Origin of the sequence: Vibrio natriegens NBRC 15636 = ATCC 14048 = DSM 759 (assembly GCF_035621455.1) — a bacterium.
Classification (GTDB): Bacteria; Pseudomonadota; Gammaproteobacteria; order Enterobacterales; family Vibrionaceae; genus Vibrio; species Vibrio natriegens.
On record NZ_CP141822.1, the window covers coordinates 47,273 to 65,868 of the forward strand.

The following is an 18,596-nucleotide window of genomic DNA, read 5'->3' on the forward strand; positions in this document are numbered from 1 at the left end:
GGTTGATATGAAAATGGTTAAATACTTGTTAATGCATTTTTATTCGCCAGATATGCGTTTAATTAACATTTTCATGGCGGAATATACTTTAATTGTTGCTTTTTTGTGTGATTTTTGCCAAATTGTGTCCGCATTAAAATTTCAGAGCATTATTCTGAATTTGAACGGATTCATTCAGGTGATGAATAGCGCCCTAGGTGGGCGAGATTCAATACCACACAGACAAGGTAGTAGAGGTCTGAAATGTCACTATTAGAAGTGAAAAACCTTCGTATTGAGTATCCATCCCGACACGGTGTTCACGCAGCCGTGAAATCTCTTTCGTTCCAAATTGAACGTGGTGAGATTGTGGGTGTTGTCGGCGAATCAGGTGCGGGTAAATCCACCGTTGGTAACGCTGTTATTGATTTGCTTAGTCCTCCGGGTCGCGTTGCCAGTGGCGATGTATTTCTGGATGGAGAAAAGATTTCCGGTTTATCTCCGGAAGCGATGCGTAAGGTTCGTGGTTCGAAGATAGGCTTTATTTTCCAAGACCCAATGACCTCTCTTAACCCTTTGTTTACGGTTGAGCAGCAGCTAAAAGAAACCATTCATGCCAACATGAAAGTGTCGGATGAAGAGGCTTATCAACGTGCGCTTTCTCTGATGCAGCAAGTGGGTATCCCTCAACCGGAAAACCGTCTCAAACAATATCCTCACCAATTCTCAGGTGGTATGCGTCAGCGTGTGGTTATTGCCATCGCGCTAGCAGGTGAACCTGATCTGATCATTGCCGATGAGCCAACGACGGCATTGGACGTTTCCATCCAAGACCAAATCCTGAGCCTGATTCGTGAGTTGTGCATCAAAAACAACGTAGGTTGTATGTTGGTGACGCACGATATGGGTGTGGTTTCGAACGTTACTGACCGTGTGGCAGTTATGTATCGAGGTGACCTGGTTGAATTTGGTCCGACTGCAAAAGTGCTGGGCAACCCTGATCACCCATACACTCGCAGCTTGATCTCAGCGGTTCCTCGCTCAGACAGAAAGCTCGATCGCTTCCCTCTGGTAAGTTACATCGAAGAAGCGACAGAAATGAAGTCGCTAGACATTAAGAATCACTGGTTAGGACAAAGTCAGGATCAACGTGAGTACACAGGTCCGTTGTTGGACGTGAAAAACGTAAACCTAAGATTCGTAACCAAAGACTCTCTGTTTGAAAGCCGCCGTGAGTACGTACAAGCGTCGAATAATGTCAGCTTTGAAGTCCATGAAGGTGAAACTTTTGGTCTGGTGGGTGAATCTGGTTCTGGTAAGTCGACAATCGCACGTGTGATCGCAGGCTTGTATGAACCAAACTCTGGTCAGGTAAAATTTGAAGGCCTGGACCTGACTGCAATGAAGTCAGAAAAAGAGCGTCGCCCAGTTCGTCGTCAAATGCAGATGGTATTCCAGAACCCATATACGTCGATGAACCCTCGTATGAAGGTGGCGGATATCATTGCTGAGCCTATTCGTTTCCATAAGCTAACTAAAAACGAGTCAGAAACACGCCAAATCGTGAATGACTTGCTTGATCACGTTGGTTTGGGTCGTATGGCTGGTCTTAAATATCCACACGAATTCTCAGGTGGTCAGCGTCAGCGTATTTCTATTGCGCGTGCACTGGCAACCAGGCCCCGTCTTTTGATCTGTGACGAACCAACATCAGCGTTGGATGTTTCGGTACAGGCACAGATCCTTAACTTGCTGAAAGATCTACAAAGTGAGCTGAACTTGACTATGTTGTTTATCAGTCACGACTTACCGGTAATTCGTCAGATGTGTGACCGAGTCGGTGTAATGCAGATGGGTACGCTACTTGAAGTGGCACCAACTGAGCAGTTGTTTACCGATCCTCAGCATGAATACAGTAAGAAACTGATCTCTCTGATGCCAGAATTTACCGGGCTAAGAGAAGAGATTAAATCGGCATAAACCAAGTTTTTTGCTTGGCTGATCTTGAAATAAAAACAGACGCAAACACAACAAGGGACTTTGATCCCAGCATGAAGGAGTTATGCAAATGAAAACCATGAAAAGCAAATTAGCAGTGGCGCTAATCGCTGCGGGACTAAGTTTTAACTCGTTGGCAGCAGACATTAAAGTTGGCTACGCTGCTGACCCGGTATCGCTTGACCCGCACGAGCAGCTATCTGGTGGTACACTGCAAATGTCACACATGGTATTTGACCCACTAGTTCGTTTCACTCAGGAAATGGATTTTGAACCTCGCCTAGCAGAAAGCTGGGAGCGTATTAACGATACGACAGTGCGCTTCAAACTACGTGAAGGTGTGAAATTCCACTCTGGTAACACAATGACTGCAGATGACGTTGTATGGACATTCGAACGTCTGCAAAACTCTCCAGACTTTAAAGCTATCTTCGACCCATACGAAAAAATCGTTAAAGTTGATGACAATACGGTTGATCTTGTGACTAAAGGTCCTTACCCACTTGTTCTACAAACTGCAACGTACATCTTCCCAATGGACAGCAAGTTCTACACTGGTAAGACTGAAGACGGCAAAGACAAATCTGAGCTAGTGAAGCACGGTAACTCATTTGCATCAACTCACGTTTCTGGTACTGGTCCATTCATCGTGACATCACGTGAGCAGGGCGTAAAAGTAGAATTTGAACGCTTCAAAGACTACTGGGACAAAGAGTCAAAAGGTAACGTTGATAAGCTAACGCTAGTACCGATCAAAGAAGATGCGACTCGTGTTGCAGCGCTACTTTCTGGCGGCGTAGATATGATTCACCCAGTTGCGCCAAACGATCACCAACGTGTGAAAGATGCTGAAGGTATCGATCTGGTAACCCTACCTGGTACTCGTATCATCACGCTACAAATGAACCAAAACAGCAACGAAGCGTTGAAAGACGTTCGCGTTCGTCAGGCGATTGTACATGCCATCAACAACGAAGGCATCGTGAAGAAAATCATGAAAGGCTTCGCAACGGCAGCTGGCCAGCAAAGCCCAGCAGGTTACGTTGGTCATAACGACAAGTTAGTTCCTCGCTACGATCTGAAGAAAGCAAAAGAGCTGATGAAAGAAGCGGGCTACGAAGACGGCTTGACACTAACCATGATTGCGCCAAACAACCGTTACGTGAACGATGCAAAAGTTGCACAAGCAGCGGCGGCTATGTTGTCTAAGATCGGTATCAAGGTTGATCTGAAGACAATGCCTAAAGCGCAATACTGGCCTGAGTTTGATTTATGTTCTGCTGACATGCTGATGATCGGTTGGCACTCAGATACTGAAGATTCTGCAAACTTCAACGAATTCCTAACCATGACTCGTAACGAAGAAACTGGTCGTGGTCAGTACAACTGTGGTCACTACTCAAACCCAGAAATGGACAAAGTAGTAGAAGCAGCTAACGTTGAAACAGACCCAGCGAAACGTGCAGAAATGCTACAAGGTGTAGAAGCAACGCTATACAACGACGCAGCATTCGTACCGCTACACTGGCAAAGTGAAGCGTGGGGCGCGAAGTCTAACGTGAAAGCAGCAGACATCGTGAACCCAATGGTTATGCCTTACTTTGGCGACCTAGTGGTTGAATAATCACATTGAGTAGTGCTTAGGAGGGAATTCGTTCCCTCCTGAATGAGCCCCATAACAAGTGAATTATTGTGGGGCTCAATACCAGGCTCAGTTTTATTTCAGTCGGACTGAGCCCGTTTTAAAGACTGAATTTTCTCTCTAAATTTAGAGATCTATGGATAGTTAAGGGGCAAGGAATGTTTTCGTTTCTGGTCAAGCGCCTGTTTCAGGCACTGATAGTGATGTTTGTGATCAGTTTGGTGGCGTTTGCCATTCAGGACAACCTGGGTGACCCGCTGCGTGAGCTTGTAGGTCAATCGGTTTCGGAGTCGGAGCGTCAAGCGCTGCGTGATGAACTGGGCCTGAACGATCCCTTTATCACAAAGTACACGCGCTTTGTTGGTAATGCACTGCAAGGTGATTTAGGTACTTCATACTTTTTCAAGCGCCCAGCGGTTGATGTCATTCTTGACAAGCTGGTGGCGACGCTAGAGCTCGTGTTTGGCGCGACGCTCATTATTATTGCTTTCTCAATACCACTTGGGGTGTACTCCGCGATTCACCCGAAAAGTATCTTTACCAAATTTGTTATGGCGATGAGTAGTGTCGGCATTTCGATTCCGGTTTTCCTGACCGCAATCATGCTGATGTACGTCTTCTCCATTGAGCTCGGCTGGTTGCCTTCCTACGGGCGGGGTGAAACATCGAACCTTCTTGGTTGGGAATCTGGCTTCTTTACCATTGATGGTATCAAGCATCTGATCCTGCCATGTATTGCGCTGGCTTCTATCATGTTGCCGCTGTTCATTCGTCTGGTTCGTTCAGAAATGCTGGAAGTATTGAGCTCTGAGTACATCAAGTTCGCAAAAGCGAAAGGCTTGAACTTACAAAAAATCTATTACCAACATGCACTGAAAAATACCATGCTGCCAGTACTGACAGTGGGTGGTGTGCAAATTGGTACTATGGTGGCATACACCATCCTAACCGAAACTGTATTCCAATGGCCGGGTACGGGTTTCCTTTTCCTAGAGGCGATTAACCGTGTAGATACACCGCTAATCACTGCCTACGTTATCTTTGTTGGTCTGATCTTCGTGGTAACCAATACCATCGTTGACTTGCTGTACGGCATCATCAACCCAACTGTGAACCTAACTGGAAAAGGAGCTTAATCATGAGCCAATCAAATGCAGCGGCAGCTCCTTCTGCATGGGAGCGCTTTAAAAACTCGGACTTTTTGTATTACTTTAAGCGCGACAAAGTTGCGATGGCGAGTTTTACGGTATTCATGGTCTTTTTGGTGCTGGCACTTGCTGCGCCTATTCTGGCACCAACTGATCCGTATGACTTAACGTCTATCGACATTATGGACTCGGAACTTCCTCCTTCATGGATGGAAGACGGCGATGAGCGCTTTGTTTTGGGTACCGATGAGCAAGGTCGTGACATTTTATCGACGATTCTTTACGGCTCTCGCTTATCACTGACCATCGGCTTTTTGGCAGTGGGTCTGCAGCTGGTTCTTGGGATCATCATTGGTCTGTCAGCAGGCTACTTCGGCGGCCGTATCGACAGCTTCCTAATGCGTTTTGCAGATGTTCAGCTTTCGTTCTCAACCATGATGGTAGCCATTATCGTTTCGGCGATTTTCAAAGCCAGCTTTGGTAGTGATTTCTACAGCCAATATGCGGTGGTCATGCTGGTGGTTATCATCGGTGTGGCAGAATGGCCACAGTACGCACGTACTATCCGAGCATCGGTTCTGGCAGAGAAGAAAAAAGAGTACGTAGAAGCAGCACGTGTAATGGGCTTTAAAGCACCACGTATTATGTTCCGTCACATTCTGCCTAACTGTTTGTCACCAATCTTGGTTATCTCGACAGTTCAGGTCGCAAACGCGATCATGTCGGAAGCGGCGCTGTCATTCCTTGGCTTAGGTCTACCAGTGGATCAGCCGTCTCTGGGTGCATTGATCAGTATCGGCTTTAACTACATCTTCTCAGGCGCTTGGTGGATCACCGCTTTCCCTGGCATTGTGTTGGTGACATTGGTACTGGTCATCAACCTATTGGGTGACTGGTTACGTGATGTATTTAACCCGAAACTGTATAAAGGTTAAGAATCTAAACATTAAGTGCTGTTAAATCACTTAATTCCTTCCTAAACTAAGAGCCGGATGAATTTCCGGCTCTTTTTTTGCTAGTTATTCCTTGTTCACCGATTTTTGGCGGTCTTTCGCCATAATGACCTTACCCACTAGTTTAGAATGAAGCGTATGGAATTGAAGAAGGCACAACACTCATCTCGACATATCCAATTAAGCCTCAGCCTAGGTTTAGTCTTGGGTTGCGCTCAGTTTTCTCCAGCCGTGTTGGCTGAAGAATTTCTTTGTCAGGCGACTCAGGCCAGCGCCAAAGAGTTACCAAGGCTTGAGCAAACTTGCCCTATCGGAACCGGAGTATGGGGAAAGAAAGTGCCGCAGGGTGGCAGTGATTTTTACTGGATTCAATGTGGTTTGCTGCCTAAGCCGATGCCACTGGCCAAATCCAAGCCCCTCTATAATCAAATTACCACGGATGTTTGGATGAAATCTGAACCTAACGGCTATCGATGTCTGATTGGTCCGTATACCGATCCCGTGAAAGCCGCGGCTGATTTACGTGGAGTGAAAACTTTACCGAACTATAGAGAAGCGTTTATTCGTGTGGTTGGCAAAGGTGGGTCCTCAGCTTCGAAACAACCCAAAGCAGTGAAGAAGGCCATGGTTGGGACAACACCAGCAGCAACGGCTCCGAATGTTCGCCCTAACACCGATGCATTTAAACCTTCAACTACGGCTTCTCAACCAAAGCCTGTCGCAGCTAAACACGTTGACGCGAAACCCGTCGCTAAAGCTCAGCAAGAAAAGAGAATCTCCAATCAAGATGGCATTGTTGTTCGCTTAAAAACAGCACTTCAGGGCAAAACTTATGTCGTGCCGTATCTGATAGAGAATCATAACCAGTTCTACATGGAATATGGCAAACCATGGAACCGACTCAACTATAAAAGCGCAACACAGATTTGCCTGCAATTGGGGATGTCGTTGGCAGGTTCGGACGAGTTCAAGACCTTGAGATCTTCCGGAGTGATGGAAAAAAATAATTGGCCACTGCAACTCCCGTATTGGGGTAAAGGCAAGAAAGGTTTGTTTACCGATCGCGAACCCAATCAATTAACAGGCACTTCGTTGCTGAATGTGATGTGTGTGAAGTGATTTCGAGTACTAAAGAAAAAGCCCCGGTCATTCTGGGCTTATTTGTATGAAAGAATTCTGCTTTGTTGCGTGATGTTTAGTTTACTGAAGCTTCTCGATCTGCGTTGAAAGAGCTCCTAAGCGCATGATTTTGTGAACGGTATGAGGAACTCTCTTAGTTTACTTGCCGCTATGCAATGTATTCGTCATAATGTTACTAGTAACATTGCTGATAATTCACATATTTATGACTCAAAAGAATAAGAAAACACGTGCGACATTACAGGATGTTGCTGACCAGGTTGGCGTAACAAAGATGACGGTTTCGCGTTACATGCGTAACCCGGAATCCGTTGCTGAAAAGACTCGGGTTAAAATCGCCGCTGCGATAGAAAAGCTGGGTTATATAGAAAACCGCGCTCCGGCGATGTTGTCCAAATCCTCCAGTAAAGCGATCGGTATTTTGCTTCCTTCGCTGTCTAACCAAATTTTTGCTTCTTTTGTTCAGGGCATTGAGATGGTCACCAAAGCGAATGGCTATGAGACGCTTTTGGCCCACTTTAGCTATGACGTAGAAGAAGAAGAGCGCAAGATCGCCTCATTACTCTCTTATCAAGTTGATGGGTTGATCTTAACGGAAAGCAACCATACCCCACGTACATTGCAGATGATCAAAAATGCCGGTGTACCGGTGGTAGAGACCATGGAATTGCCGGAACAACCCATTGATATGGCGGTTGGTTTGGACCACGAAGATGCATCGTATAGTGCAGTAAAACGTATGTTGGATTCTGGCAAGCGTACCATTGTCTACTTTGGTGCTCGTTTGGATACGCGAACTAAGCTACGTATGCAAGGCTATGGCCGTGCGATGTCGGAAGCAGGCTTAGAAGCGAAACACGTATTAACCGGCGAACACTCCAGCTTCTCTCTTGCGCATGAGTTACTTGGGCGTGCATTGGAGACTTACCCTGATCTGGACGGTGTGTTCTGTACCAACGATGATATCGCGATTGGTACGATACTCAGTGCCCAGCAACGTGGGATTAACGTCCCTGAGCAACTGGCAGTGGTTGGCTATAACGCATTAGACATCGGTCAGACGATCAGTCCGAAGTTGACCAGTGTGGATACGCCGCGTTTTGAGATTGGCAAGAAGAGTGCAGAACTGCTGATAGCGCGATTAAAAGGCGAAGAGCAGCCAGAGTTAGTGGTCGATATGGGCTATGACATTACTGCGGGTGAGAGTGTGTAATACTTTGTTGAATAATACAGAAAAGCGGAGTGAACAGTACTCCGCTCTTCTATTTTTACGCCCTAAACAATAAAGCTCGCGCCCTGATCTGCACTGGAAACGTTGTGGCGGATCACTTCGAAAAATCCACGTCCCCATGTTTTCTGGGTTGATTCAGTATCAAGCTGAATGACTTCACGTCCACTGGTGTCGGTTAAGTTGTTCAGCTCACCCGTTTGGCAATCCACGCGAATAACATCACCATCACGGACTAAACCTATTGCACCACCGCGAATCGCTTCAGGTGATACATGGATCGCGGATGGAATTTTGCCGGATGCGCCTGACAAACGGCCATCGGTTACCAACGCAACTTTAAAGCCCATTTTTTGCACATTACCTAATATTGGCATCAACTTATGCAGCTCTGGCATGCCGTTCGCAGCTGGACCGTTGTGCGTTACAACGACAATGCAGTCTTTGTTGAGCTCACTTCGTTTGTATGCCGCTTCCACTTCATGCTGGCACTGGAAAACGACCGCAGGTGCTTCGATAATGCGCTGTTCTTCTTTTACTGCCGAGACTTTCACGACCGCTTTACCTAAATTGCCATCTAAAACACGTGTGCCACCAGTGTGTTGGAATACTGCTTCCGGGGCAGCGATGACATCGCCATCTAGGCTTCGCTGACAGGCTGTCCATACCAACTGGCCATTGTTCAAAGATGGAATCGTCATCTGATCAGAGAACTCTCCGAAAACCGGTTTTACATCGCGGTGCAGTAGCTCGGATTCATTCAGTCGATGCAACAAGGCTGGAACGCCGCCAGCGGCCTGAAATGCATTCATATCCGCCGGACCGTTTGGATAAACACGCGCCAGCAGAGGCACCACTTCGGACAAGTCACTGATGTCTTGCCAGGTGAGCAAGATGCCTGCTGCGCGAGCGACGGCGACCATATGAATGGTGTGGTTAGTACTGCCGCCAGATGCCAGCAGCGCAATGATACCGTTGATTAAACTCTTTTCCGTTACAACTTCAGCCAGAGGACGGAAATTGCTGGAGCCTGCAGTCATGGACGCTATCTTCAGTGCCGCATGGTCTGTTAGTGCTTTACGCAGTTCACTATGCGGGTGGATAAACGCAGAGCCCGGTAGCATTAGGCCCATGGCTTCAAAGACCAGTTGGTTGGTATTTGCGGTGCCGTAGAAAGTGCAGGTGCCAGGAGAGTGATAAGCACGGCACTCCATGTCCAGCAGTGCTTCTTTGCCTACTTCGCCAGCCGCGTATTTTTGGCGTACATCGACTTTTTCTTCGTTGCTGATGCCGGTTGCCATTAAACCAGCAGGTACAAAGGCCGTTGGCAGGTGAGCGTAAGAGAGCGCCCCCATCAGTTGTCCTGGTGCGATTTTGTCGCAGATACCAAGCAGCAGGGTCGCGTCAAAGACATTATGGCTTAAAGATAACGCCGTCGATTGAGCAATTAAGTCACGAGAAAACAGCGACATATCCATGCCAGGCTGACCTTGAGTCACGCCGTCGCACATGGCGGGTACGCAGCCTGCTACTTGAGCGGTGTGCCCATATTGCGCCAGTACTTGTTTAATTTGCGCTGGATATTCTTGGTAAGGCTGGTGGGCACTCAACATGTCATTGTAGGCACTGATGAGCGCGATATTAGACTGTGTAAAGTTGAGAATATTTTCTTTCTCGGAAGAACATGACGCAGCCACCGCATGCGCTAGGTTTCCACAGGATAAACCGGTACGACCTTTACCCGCTTCCGACTGAATACGAGTATGTGCTAAAAATTCGGCGCGAGCTTCACGGCTTCGTTCGATAAGACGTTCGGTTACATTGAGAATAACGGAGTGGGTCATGATGCCTCCTCAACCGGTTGCTGTTTTAAGAGTTCTGCTGCAGAGCGCTCCACAACACCACTGATGTCACCTTCAATGCTTACCACTAGGGTTTGCGGTTCATTATCTGGGCGTTCAAGGGTTTCAAACTGGCTTTTCACCATGTTTTCTTTCATGAAGTGGCCTTGACGAAGACGCATGCGGTTAAGGATCAATTCCATGTCGCCATCCAAAAACAGGAAAGTCACGTTGTTGTTGCCTTCTCGGATTTGATCGCGGTAGATCTTTTTCAGAGCCGAACAAACGATCACGCCGTGTTCGTTTTTACTTTCCAGGCTGTATGCGGCATCACGGATACGTTCTAGCCATGGCTTGCGATCGTCATCGTTCAGAGGCTGGCCTGATGCCATTTTCTGGATGTTCGCTCGTGGGTGAAGATCATCACCATCAATGAATTTTCGTCCTAGCTTTTTCGCTAGTTGCTCGCCGATTGTACTTTTTCCACTCGCACAAACGCCCATAACGATGACACTACTACCAGCCATAACTTATCCTCATAACTAAAGTTGCGCGTGATCTCAATTTTTGAATTCACTTGAAAATATGGGTTTATCTTATTCATGTTATCGGTAACATGTTACCGGTAACTTAAATAAATGTGAACCAAAACACAAACTATAATTCTTAAAGGTGAACCTATGGAGCAGCTAGCCCAAGCCCCAGATCCTACATACTTACTAACGATTGCAGGCCTTGCTATTGCAGCGTTACTCGTTCTAATCATTAAATTAAAAGTCCATGCTTTTGCATCCCTGACTATGGTGAGTTTGGGGACGGCAATCGCCACGGGCGTATCGACTGATAAGGTCGTACCCACCATGATGAGTGGCTTCGGAGGCACGTTAGCTTCGGTTGCTTTGCTGGTTGGTCTTGGTGCGATGATTGGTAAAATTTTAGAAGTGACTGGTGGTGCGAAAGTACTGGCAGACACTTTGATTGGCCGCTTTGGTGAAAAGCGTGCACCACTTGCACTCGGTGTGGCGTCGTTGATGTTTGGCTTCCCAATCTTTTTCGATGCGGGTTTAGTTGTGATGATGCCAATCATCCTGAGCGTCGCGGCTCGATTCGGTGGCTCACCACTTAAATACGCTTTACCGGCCGCAGGTGCGTTTGCCGTGATGCATGCATTTGTTCCTCCGCACCCAGGTCCGGTTGCCGCAGCAGACTTTCTTGGTGCCAACATTGGCCTGCTGTTAGTGGTCGGTATTTTAGTCGCGATTCCGACTTGGTATCTTGGTGCTTACTTATTTGGCCTTTATGCTGGTAAGAAGTTTGAGATTCCACTTTCCACAGCATTCTTTGACCGTGATGCGTTCGCAGATGAAAGCAAAGCGCCAAAATTTGCGACGGTAATGACGCTGCTTATCCTGCCAGTTTTGCTCATCTGTTTAGACACGGTTCTTAACACGCTTGCGGTTGCTGGAGTTATTGATGGCGATTCATCACTGGTTTCGTTCCTGCGTATGCTGGGTAAAACCCCGGTAGCGCTACTGATCACGCTGACGGTTTGTCTTGTTGTATTTGCTAAAGACTACGGTATGGCGAAGCTAGAAAAACTGTGTGGTGAGTCACTGGCACCGATTTGTGGTGTTATTCTGGTGACAGGCGCAGGCGGCATGTTCGGCGGTGTATTGCGTTCAAGTGGGATTGGTGATGCACTTGCTGGTGTATTAACCAATACTGGTATGCCTGTTATTGTTGCGGCATTTGTTATCTCAACCTGTCTGCGCGTTGCCCAAGGCTCTGCAACCGTGGCACTGACGACAACTGCCGCTCTTATTTCGCCTGTTGTGGCTGCGTCCACTGGTTTGAGCGAGCTTGATCTATGCTTTATCGTGATTGCGATTGCTGGTGGTGCAACAGTGCTTTCACACTTCAACGACTCTGGTTTCTGGTTGGTTTCTCGCTTGCTGGAGATGGATGAAAAAACCACATTAAAAACTTGGACGGTAATGGAAACGTTACTTGGCGGTATCGCGTTTATTATCGTCGCAACATTAAGCTTTATTCTTTAGAGGTTACCCATGACAACTCTTGAACAACGATTAAAAGAAATCAAAATCGTCCCAGTTATCGCTATTAACGATGTCGCTCACGCACTGCCACTGGCGAAAGTGTTAGTAGAAAACGGCCTGCCATGTGCCGAAGTGACTTTCCGTACCGAAGCGGCGGCAGAATCAATTCGTATTATGCGCGAAGCGTATCCAGACCTGCTAATTGGTGCAGGCACAGTACTGACGACCGAGCAGGTTGATCTTGCTATTGATGCGGGTGCGGACTTTATCGTTAGCCCGGGCTTTAACCCAACGACAGTGAAATACTGTCAGCAGCGTAATATCGCGATTGTACCGGGTGTGAACAACCCAAGCTTGGTTGAGCAAGCGATGGAAATGGGCCTGCGTACACTGAAGTTTTTCCCGGCAGAACCATCGGGTGGCGTGAACATGCTAAAAGCACTGACTGCGGTTTACCCGGTAAACTTTATGCCAACGGGTGGCGTTAGCCCTGCTAACGTAGAAGATTACCTTGCACTTAAGTCGGTTATCGCATGTGGCGGTACCTGGATGGTACCAACGAAACTGATGGATGATGGCGACTGGGAAGGCTTGGCTGAATTGGTTCGCGCGGTTAATTCATAAGCGAGCTTCGTTCTATCACTCTTTACTGTGTATCGGTAATGCGAAAGGGCCTTGAGTGGCCCTTTTTATCAAACCTCTCCTCGACAAGATCTTTCTCTCAAAAACTCTTTTTCTCCGTCATTGTCGGCTGTCATTACGTTAACTGTATCCGCAAAGATACCACTCCCTTTCTCCAATTAATCAACCTCTTCATTGCTCTAAAATTGAAATATAATGATACTGAATGTTATTTGTGTTTATATTTTTGGTGGTTATCATCCTGAGTGGTTTTGTATCGAAATTTTATCAATTGAGCATTCATTGTTCCTTTGAGTGTTATTGAATATAGAGAAGTAATTAGGAATAAACATGTACACCACTTGTTCTGAAGCAGAAGTAAAACAAAAAGTTGCCGCCGCATTGTTAGAAGATGCAACAATCCCAGTATCAAGTATGTCTGAGCAATTGGGCTTGAATGAGGGAGCGATTACGTTTGCACTACCTGAAGAGATGGTCACACGCGTTGCTGGAGAACATGCCCAAGTCATTTTAGAACAGTTACCGGAATGGGGGAGCGTTACTACGATTGTTCACTCCTTCGGTTCAATATTTGAAACCAAAGCTAATTTCCCTAAAGGTAAACAAGCACACGGTTACTATAACTTGATGGGCAGAGAGGGCGAACTGCATGGTCATTTACGTTTGGATCTAATGGAACATATCGCATTAGTTAGTAAATCATTCCGTGGCTTGGAAAGTCACTATATTGGTTTTTTTGATGCGGAAGGTAATTGTGTTTTTAAAGTGTACTTAGGAAGAGATAAAAAGCGTCAACTTTTCCCGAATCAGGTAGAAGCGTTTACGCAGCTAAAAAAGGAGTTTGCTGCCTTATAACAGCAAGTTATCTAATGAATAGTGATAAATTGACGAATTTGTCGTCAACGACTGGAAGAGTGTCACATTTACAAACGGACAAATTAATAATTAAGCTGAGCCTCTTTTATGCGCTAACGTTCTAAACAATTATCCCCGAGCAAGCTCGGGGATAATTATGTTAGGCAGAGATGTTGTAAAAGGCTTTTACACTATCTCATAGTAACGAACTCTTCCGAGCCCGTTGGGTGAATTGCTACAACAGAGTCGAAGTCTGCTTTAGTTGCACCCATCTTCATTGCTACGCCAAAGCCCTGAATCATTTCGTCTACCGTGAAACCGATGCCGTGCAGGCCGACTACCGTTTCTTCTTCACCAGCACATACCAGCTTCATCTTACATGGTTGACGGTGCTTAGTGACCGCGGTGTACATTGCAGTGAAGCCAGAGGTGTACACTTTCACGTTGTCTTCGCCGTACTTCGCAATCGCTTCTGGCTCAGTCAGACCGATGGTACCAATTGGTGGGTGGCTGAATACGACAGTCGGAACGAGGTCGTAATCCATCTTCGCGTTTGGCTTGTTGTTGAACAAACGCTCAGAAAGCTGACGACCTGCTTTCACTGCTACAGGTGTTAGCTCGATACCACCTTCCATGATGTCACCTACACAGTAGATGCCTTTCACGTTGGTTTCTTGGTATTCGTCTACCTTGATGTAGCCTTTGTCGTTGGTTGCAACGCCAGTTGATGCTAGGTTGATAGCGTCTGTTGTTGGGTGACGGCCGATTGCCCAGATTAGCTGGTCAACGTTTTGGCTTTCACCATTTTCCAGGTGCAGAGTCAGAGTGCCATCTGCTTCTTTAATGATTTCTTTTGGTACAGAATGGGTGTGCAGTTTTGGACCTTCAGCGTCCATCACTTCAACCAACGTTTCGATGATCATTGGATCGAAGCTACGCAGTGGCGATTCTTTACGTACGAACAGGTGTGTTTCTGTACCTAGTGCGTGTAGCACGCCCGCGATTTCAACTGCGATGTAGCCTGCACCAACAACCGCTACGCGTTTTGGTTGCTCAGCCAGGTCGAAGAAGCCGTTTGAATCGATGCCGTATTCTGCGCCCGGGATGTTTGGAATAGTTGGACGGCCACCAACAGCGATCAGGATATGATCGGCCGTGTAGTGTTCACCGTTTACTTCAACGGTTTTTTCGTCAACAAACTTAGCAAAGCCTTTGATAACATTTACTTTGTTGTTGCCTAGAACACGGTCGTAAGATTGGTGAATACGACCAATGTACGCCTGACGACTCTCTACCAGCTTGCTCCAGTCGAAACCTTTCACGTCGACATCAAACCCATAATCTTCCGCGTACAGGTTCATTGCTTCTGCGATTTGCGCGCCATGCCACATCACTTTCTTTGGTACACAACCTACGTTTACACAGGTGCCACCAAGGTCTTGTGCTTCAATCAGCGCTACTTTCGCGCCGTACATGGCTGCACGGTTTGCAGATGCGATGCCGCCACTGCCGCCACCGATACAGATATAGTCAAAATGAGTCGCCATTACTTTCTCCAAGAGCGTATGAATTTCTGGTTAACAAATACATTGGGGTGATGAGATGTTAACTCAATATCGCCGCAACATTTTGTTAAGAAGTCTGCCTATGATAAATCGAATCTGACCAATACCTAAATGGGAAAAAGTGACAATGCTTATGACAAATAGCGATGAGAGGCACAAAAATGAGGATTTATGGATTGCGAGGAGCAAAAGAAAAGCGCAACGAGGTCGTCATTGCGCTTCGAGGTTTCTATGCAGAACGTCTTATTCTGGTACGATCCAGTCGACTTTCCAGTGACCAGTCGCAGGTGCAATCGCCTCTTGCAGGAACGGCAGAATCTCTTTCATCTGGCTTTCCAGTTTCCATGGCGGGTTAATCACAATCATGCCTGATGCGGTCATGCCGCGCTCGTTGGTGTCAGGAGAGACGCCAAGTTCAATTTGCAGAATCTTACGAATCCCTAGCGCTTCCAATCCTTCGATCATGTCATCAATGTCGATGCGGTTAACCACCGGATACCAGATAGCGTAGATGCCTGTTGCCCAACGCTTGTGACTCTGGTGAATAGCGCGTACTACATCACGATACTCTTTTGCTAGCTCGTATGGTGGGTCAATCAGCACCAAGCCACGACGTTCTTGCGGCGGTAGGCTCGCTTTTAGGCGCTGAAAGCCATCCTCTTTGTAGATGCTCACCTGACGATCGCGATGGAACTCTTGCTCCAATAGCGGATGGTCGGCAGGGTGAAGTTCCGTCAGTACCATGCGGTCTTGTGGGCGGATTTGGGCACGAGCTACTCGAGGTGAACCTGGGTAGTAACGCAGGTTCTCACCATTGTTCAGTGCTTTGATAGAGTCGATGTAGCTTTTGATGTCTTCAGGAATGTTCGGGTTATCCCAAATGCGAGCGATGCCTTGTTTGTATTCACCCGTTTTTTCAGACCACTCGTGAGTCAGATCGTAACGGCCCACACCCGAGTGGGTATCGTGATAAACGAATGGCTTATCTTTTTGTTTCAGCGCATCAAGAATGAGGCTTTGAACGATGTGTTTGACCACGTCAGCATGGTTGCCTGCGTGGAAGCTGTGGCGGTAACTTAACAAATTAAACTCTCGAAACACTCTGTAACTGAGTGTGGTCTGTGATGTCAGATAAAATAATTAAGCGCATTATATACCCAACTAAAGCCAATATGCAGACTATGCTTTCGGCTTTGCATAACTAATGAACTCATCACTATTGAAATATCTTTAAGTCACCCATACTTAGTAAACATATTGAACCTAAGTGAATGCCAGTACTCCAATAGAGTTAGCCTCATTTAGGCATAACGAAACTCAAGGACAGAGTTGCTCTCGCTGATCACAGTGGTCATCGCTGCATAGAGAAAGGGAACGGATATCTCTCCATCCATGTTGTTGGCATTCCTGTACCTTGAGTGAACCTATTTTATAGGTAGTCACACAGCCAAAACACAAAAGGAATTATTCATGTCTAATCCACTTCTGACGTTTACGGACCTGCCTCCGTTTTCGCAAATTAAACCAGAACACATTAAACCTGCGGTGGAGCAGGCGATAGCGGATTGCCGCGCCAAAGTTGAAGCGGTGTTAAAAGAAAGCACGCATCCAACTTGGGAAAGCATCATTGCACCGATGGAAGAAACGGATGACCGCTTAAGCCGTATCTGGTCACCTGTCGGCCACATGAATTCAGTGGTAAACAGCGAAGCACTGCGTGAAGCGTACGAAAGTTGTCTGCCAATCTTATCGGAATACGGTACGTGGGTGGGTCAACACAAAGGTCTGTACGAAGCGTACAAATCGATCAAAGCCAGCGACGAATTTGCAACGCTGACTCGTGCCCAGCAAAAAACCATTACTGATGCACTGCGTGATTTTGAGTTGTCAGGTATCGGTCTGCCATCTGACGAACAGCATCGCTACGGTGAAATCAGCAAGCGTATGTCGGAGTTGAGCTCAAAATTCTCTAACAACGTGTTAGATGCGACAATGGGCTGGACCAAACATATTACTGATGAAAAAGAATTAGCAGGTATGCCGGAGTCTGCGCTGGCAGCAGCCAAAGCAGCGGCGGAAGCGAAAGAGCTGGAAGGCTACCTGATCACACTGGATATCCCATCTTACCTGCCAGTGATGACGTACTGTGACAATCAGGAACTGCGCAGAGAAGTGTACGAAGCGTACGTGACTCGCGCGTCGGATCGTGGTCCAAATGCAGGCCAGTGGGATAACACTGAAATCATTATCGAACAGCTGAAGCTACGCCATGAAATTGCGCGTATGTTGGGCTTCAACACCTTTAGTGAGAAGTCGCTGGCAACCAAAATGGCAGAAACGCCAGAGCAGGTGCTAGGCTTCCTGAACGATTTGGCTACTCGCGCTAAGCCTCAAGGTGAGCGTGAGGTGGAAGAACTGCGTCAATTCACGAAGAGCGAGTTTGGCGTTGAAGAACTAAACGTGTGGGATATCGCATACTACAGCGAGAAGCAAAAACAGCACCTGTTCCAAATCTCAGATGAAGAGCTGCGTCCTTACTTCCCAGAATCTAAGGTCGTAAGTGGTCTGTTTGAAGTCCTAAACCGTGTGTTTGGTATGAAAGTCGAAGAGCGTGAAGGTGTGGATACCTGGCACGAGTCAGTTCGATTCTTCGATATCTTCGATGCACAAGGCACACTGCGCGGCAGCTTCTACCTGGACCTTTACGCGCGTGAACACAAACGTGGCGGCGCTTGGATGGATGATTGCCGTGGTCGTCGCATTACGCTGTCTGGCGAACTGCAAACGCCTGTCGCTTACCTGACTTGTAACTTCAACCGCCCAGTTGGCGATAAGCCTGCACTGTTCACTCACAATGAAGTGGTGACGTTATTCCACGAGTTCGGCCATGGTATTCACCACATGCTGACGCAAGTGGACACTGGTGCGGTATCGGGCATCAACGGTGTGCCTTGGGATGCGGTTGAGTTGCCTAGCCAGTTCCTGGAAAACTGGTGTTGGGAAGAAGAAGCGCTGGCGTTTATTTCTGGTCATTACGAAACGGGTGAGCCTTTACCAAAAGCAATGCTGGACAAGATGCTGGCGGCGAAGAACTTCCAGTCGGCGATGGGTATTCTACGCCAACTTGAGTTCGGCTTATTCGACTTCACGCTGCACACGGAATACGACCCAGAAGTGGGCGCGCGCGTGCTGGAAACCCTAGCGGAAGTGAAACAGAAAGTGGCGGTTGTTCCTGCGGTAGAGTGGGCGCGTTTCTCGCACAGTTTCGCGCATATTTTTGCTGGTGGTTACAGCGCAGGCTACTACAGCTACTTGTGGGCAGAAGTGTTGTCTTCAGATGCTTTCTCACGCTTTGAAGAAGAAGGCATCTTTAACAAAGACACAGGCCAAAGCTTCCTGAATAACATCCTTGAGATGGGCGGCAGTGAAGAGCCGATGGAGCTGTTCAAACGCTTCCGTGGTCGTGAACCACAAATTGATGCGCTTCTGCGCCATTCAGGCATTGCTGCATAAACGCAAAAACTAACAAAAAGGCCAACCATCCGGTT

General features: G+C 47.2%; 14 protein-coding genes. 10 read left to right on the forward strand and 4 right to left on the reverse strand.

Annotated features, from left to right (window positions below):
* Window positions 1-243: 243 nt before the first annotated feature.
* From VER99_RS00225 to VER99_RS00250, 6 genes are all read left to right on the forward strand, one after another.
* A complete protein-coding gene (locus tag VER99_RS00225; RefSeq protein ID WP_020336243.1) occupies window positions 244-1,959 on the forward strand; it encodes an ABC transporter ATP-binding protein in 1,716 nt (571 codons plus the stop codon).
* 88 nt (window positions 1,960-2,047) lie between these two features.
* On the forward strand, window positions 2,048-3,601 hold the full coding sequence (locus VER99_RS00230) for an ABC transporter substrate-binding protein (protein WP_014230454.1): 1,554 nt from the start codon (window positions 2,048-2,050) through the stop codon (window positions 3,599-3,601).
* A gap of 176 nt (window positions 3,602-3,777) precedes the next feature.
* A complete protein-coding gene (locus tag VER99_RS00235; protein WP_014230455.1) occupies window positions 3,778-4,755 on the forward strand; it encodes an ABC transporter permease in 978 nt (325 codons plus the stop codon).
* Window positions 4,756-4,757: 2 nt separating this feature from the next.
* Window positions 4,758-5,702 (forward strand): ABC transporter permease, encoded by a 945-nt coding sequence (locus VER99_RS00240; protein WP_020336244.1) that lies wholly within the window; start codon window positions 4,758-4,760, stop codon window positions 5,700-5,702.
* Window positions 5,703-5,858: 156 nt separating this feature from the next.
* Window positions 5,859-6,839, forward strand: coding sequence for a hypothetical protein (locus tag VER99_RS00245; protein WP_020336245.1), 981 nt, complete (start codon window positions 5,859-5,861; stop codon window positions 6,837-6,839).
* 226 nt (window positions 6,840-7,065) lie between these two features.
* Window positions 7,066-8,073 (forward strand): LacI family DNA-binding transcriptional regulator, encoded by a 1,008-nt coding sequence (locus tag VER99_RS00250; protein WP_024372755.1) that lies wholly within the window; start codon window positions 7,066-7,068, stop codon window positions 8,071-8,073.
* Between the two features lie 62 nt (window positions 8,074-8,135).
* Here VER99_RS00250 and edd read toward each other — a convergent pair whose 3' ends face one another.
* Both edd and VER99_RS00260 read right to left on the reverse strand, forming a co-directional pair.
* Window positions 8,136-9,932: a phosphogluconate dehydratase gene (gene edd / locus VER99_RS00255; protein WP_020336247.1), complete on the reverse strand. Its 1,797-nt coding sequence runs from the start codon at window positions 9,930-9,932 to the stop codon at window positions 8,136-8,138.
* Entirely contained in the window at window positions 9,929-10,456 is a 528-nt protein-coding gene (locus tag VER99_RS00260) for a gluconokinase (protein ID WP_014230460.1), read from the reverse strand. The genes edd and VER99_RS00260 overlap by 4 nt, the downstream gene beginning before the upstream one ends.
* Before the next feature lie 153 nt (window positions 10,457-10,609).
* Here VER99_RS00260 and VER99_RS00265 point away from each other — a divergent pair, with 153 nt between their 5' ends.
* From VER99_RS00265 to hutX, 3 genes are all read left to right on the forward strand, one after another.
* Window positions 10,610-11,986, forward strand: a complete 1,377-nt coding sequence (locus tag VER99_RS00265; RefSeq protein WP_014230461.1) for a GntP family permease — start codon at window positions 10,610-10,612, stop codon at window positions 11,984-11,986.
* Window positions 11,987-11,995: 9 nt separating this feature from the next.
* Complete coding sequence (locus VER99_RS00270; RefSeq protein WP_020336248.1) at window positions 11,996-12,610, forward strand: bifunctional 4-hydroxy-2-oxoglutarate aldolase/2-dehydro-3-deoxy-phosphogluconate aldolase; 615 nt, start codon at window positions 11,996-11,998, stop codon at window positions 12,608-12,610.
* A gap of 348 nt (window positions 12,611-12,958) precedes the next feature.
* Complete coding sequence (hutX, locus tag VER99_RS00275; RefSeq protein ID WP_020336249.1) at window positions 12,959-13,483, forward strand: heme utilization cystosolic carrier protein HutX; 525 nt, start codon at window positions 12,959-12,961, stop codon at window positions 13,481-13,483.
* 191 nt (window positions 13,484-13,674) lie between these two features.
* On the opposite strand, the gene gorA is transcribed toward hutX, so the two are convergent.
* Window positions 13,675-15,030, reverse strand: coding sequence for a glutathione-disulfide reductase (gene gorA / locus VER99_RS00280; RefSeq protein ID WP_020336250.1), 1,356 nt, complete (start codon window positions 15,028-15,030; stop codon window positions 13,675-13,677).
* 261 nt (window positions 15,031-15,291) lie between these two features.
* Window positions 15,292-16,131: a 23S rRNA (adenine(2030)-N(6))-methyltransferase RlmJ gene (locus VER99_RS00285; protein WP_020336252.1), complete on the reverse strand. Its 840-nt coding sequence runs from the start codon at window positions 16,129-16,131 to the stop codon at window positions 15,292-15,294.
* A gap of 387 nt (window positions 16,132-16,518) precedes the next feature.
* On the opposite strand from VER99_RS00285, the gene prlC reads away from it, so the two are divergent.
* The gene (gene prlC / locus VER99_RS00290) at window positions 16,519-18,561 is read left to right on the forward strand and encodes an oligopeptidase A (protein ID WP_014230466.1); all 2,043 of its coding nucleotides are present in this window, start codon (window positions 16,519-16,521) and stop codon (window positions 18,559-18,561) included.
* Window positions 18,562-18,596: the final 35 nt, after the last annotated feature.